General features: G+C 75.0%; 3 protein-coding genes and 1 pseudogene. 2 read left to right on the forward strand and 2 right to left on the reverse strand.

Annotated elements, in window-relative coordinates:
• Positions 1 to 22: 22 nt before the first annotated feature.
• Both SSBG_RS08770 and SSBG_RS08775 read right to left on the reverse strand, forming a co-directional pair.
• A complete protein-coding gene (locus SSBG_RS08770) occupies positions 23 to 445 on the reverse strand; it encodes a VOC family protein (protein ID WP_199781353.1) in 423 nt (140 codons plus the stop codon).
• A 38-nt stretch (positions 446 to 483) separates the two neighbouring features.
• Positions 484 to 1215, reverse strand: a complete 732-nt coding sequence (locus tag SSBG_RS08775; RefSeq protein ID WP_008745829.1) for a VOC family protein — start codon at positions 1213 to 1215, stop codon at positions 484 to 486.
• A 276-nt stretch (positions 1216 to 1491) separates the two neighbouring features.
• Between SSBG_RS08775 and SSBG_RS08780 the strand changes: the two genes are divergently transcribed.
• Entirely contained in the window at positions 1492 to 1896 is a 405-nt protein-coding gene (locus SSBG_RS08780) for a hypothetical protein (protein ID WP_234010434.1), read from the forward strand.
• Positions 1897 to 2021: 125 nt separating this feature from the next.
• Positions 2022 to 2208 (forward strand): annotated as a pseudogene (locus tag SSBG_RS08785) (oxidoreductase); the annotation flags it as partial.

A 2208-nucleotide genomic window follows, 5' to 3' on the forward strand; every position in this document is an offset into this window, starting at 1 on the left:
AAAAAAAAAAAAAAACAAAAACCTAAAAAACGCAGGAAAACAGGACCGAACAAGAAGACAACCCGAATGTACAGCGCGCCGGCTCCGCGTCCCCCCGCAGCACGCACAGCTCGTTGCCCTCCGGGTCCGCCAGGACGACCCAGCCCGAGCCGTCCGGTCGCCGGTGATCGGCGACGAGCCCGGCGCCGAGGCCCAGCAGCCGCTCGACCTCCGCCTCGCGGGTGGTCGCCGGGCGCAGGCACAGGTGGACGCGGTTCTTGACCGTCTCGGGCTCGGGCACCTGGTTGAAGTACAGCATCGGCCCCTCCGCGAGGGGCACGGCCGTCTCGCGGTCGCCGGGCGCGCAGTCCGGGTCGAGGGGACGGCCCGTCACCTCGCTCCAGAAGCACGCGAGCGCGTACGCGTCCGCGCAGTCGATCGCCACGTTCCGCACCACAGAGACCATGCGCGCGACTCAGGCGCGGGAGGCCGGTGCCGTGGTCCTCACTGCTCCGGCGAGCGGTCGGTCAGGCAGTACTCGACGCCCGCCGTGTCGCGCATCACGTGCCACTCGGCGCCCTCCCGCACCGAGGTGGCCCCCGCGAGTTCGTGGCGCGCGCGGGCCGCCTCGCGGTCCGCCGTCGCGAAGTCGATGTGGATGCCGGGGGCCCGGTCGGCGGCGAGGCGCTGGGCGAGGACGCGGAAGGGGAAGGCGCGGGCCGTGCGCAGCCGCTGGTACTCGGGCAGGTCCGTCGGCTCGGCCTCCCAGCCGGTGGCGCCGGTCCAGAAGGCCACCTCGTCCTCGTAGGCCGAGGGCCCGATGTCGAGCGTCACCTGGTCGAGGCGCGCCCCGCCGAAGCTCGGCGGGGGGACGTTGAGCCCGTCGTCGTGGACGACGCAGAAGCCGAGCCCTGCGGGGCTGCGGAGCACGACGAGACCGGGCTCCTCGTGCTCCGTGCGCGCGCCGAGGCCGCTCGCGCGGCGCGCGAACTCCTCCACATCGGCGACACCGAGGTCGAGGTGGGTGCCGCCCCTGCCCTCGCCGAGCGACTGGTGCTTGAGGACGGCGTCGTAGGGCTCGGGCGGCAGGAAGGTGACGAACTCGCCGTGCGCGCCCCGCGCCGGGGAGATCTCCGTACCGGTGACGGCGGCCCAGAAGGCCCGGTCCCGGGCCTCGCCCGCGCGGGGGCGGTCGACGAAGGCGTACCCCCAGCGGACAGGGCTGCTGCTGCTCATGCGGTCGGCTCCTCGGTCTCGGTCTCGGTCCGGTCCTCGGCCCTCGGCGGCGTCGTGAGGGAGAGGGCCATCATGCGGGCCGCCCGGGCGAGGGCCCGGTCATCGCCGCGCGGTTCCTCGCGAAAGGCGCGCGGGAGCGGGTCGACGCGGCGGCGCGGAGGGGGCGGGTGCGGGGGCGGGGGTCGGGTTCGGCCGCGTAAGTGGGGGTGGGCGGGGGCTCTCGACGCGCGGTGCGGGGCGCGTAAATCGGGTTTTCGCGCCGGAGGGGGAGGTCGCGTGAGTACGTGGCTGTGGGTGTTGTTCTTCGTGGTCGTCTTCGGGGGCGGCGGTATCGGTGAGCGGGCGCGCCGGGCGCTGCGGCCGCGTCACGCGCGCCGGCTCGAACTCACGGAGGCGAAGGCCCGCGGCGAGCGGGAGCGCCGCGAGGCGGCACGGCCGCCGGAGCCGGTGTGCGGCTGCGGCCACCACCTCGCGACGCACGACGAGGACGGTCACTGCCACGAGACGGTGCGCGCGGCCGTGGCCTGGGGCGCCGACGACAAGCCGGAGCGCTACGAGGCGCGGGACTGCCCCTGCCAGCGGCACGTGGGCCCCGAGTTGCTGCCCCTGACCTTCGCGCAGGAGCTGACGGACCTGGACCACCGCGCAAGGACGGACCCGGAGCGGCGCCCGCGCGGCTAGCGGCCGGCCCGGCGCGTATTCCCCGCCTGGCTCCCGTACTGCCCCTCTCGGCGGAGCACTGGCAGCCCGTCCCCGCCCGTCGCACGGTGGAGTCGCAAGCTTCCGACTGCCGCGAGGACGTCCGCATGTCTCTCCTGACCACTCCCTTCGACCGTGATTCCACCGCCGACGATGTCCTCGCCGGGGTCGTCCTGCGCGGTCGCACCGCGCTCGTCACCGGCGGCTCCTGCGGGGTCGGCGCCGCGACGGCCCGCGCGCTCGCCCGGGCCGGGGCGCCGGTCGTCCTCGCGGCGCGCGGCCTCGGCAAGGCCC

Origin of the sequence: Streptomyces sp. SPB074, from assembly GCF_000154905.1 — a bacterium.
In the GTDB taxonomy this organism is placed as follows: Bacteria; Actinomycetota; Actinomycetes; order Streptomycetales; family Streptomycetaceae; genus Streptomyces.

What these genes read in the sequence shown, in the direction of transcription:
- SSBG_RS08775 (WP_008745829.1), bottom strand. Translation starts at nt 1,215, where the DNA reads ATGAGCAGCAGCAGCCCTGTCCGCTGGGGGTACGCCTTCGTCGACCGC.
- SSBG_RS08770 (WP_199781353.1), bottom strand. Translation starts at nt 445, where the DNA reads ATGGTCTCTGTGGTGCGGAACGTGGCGATCGACTGCGCGGACGCGTAC.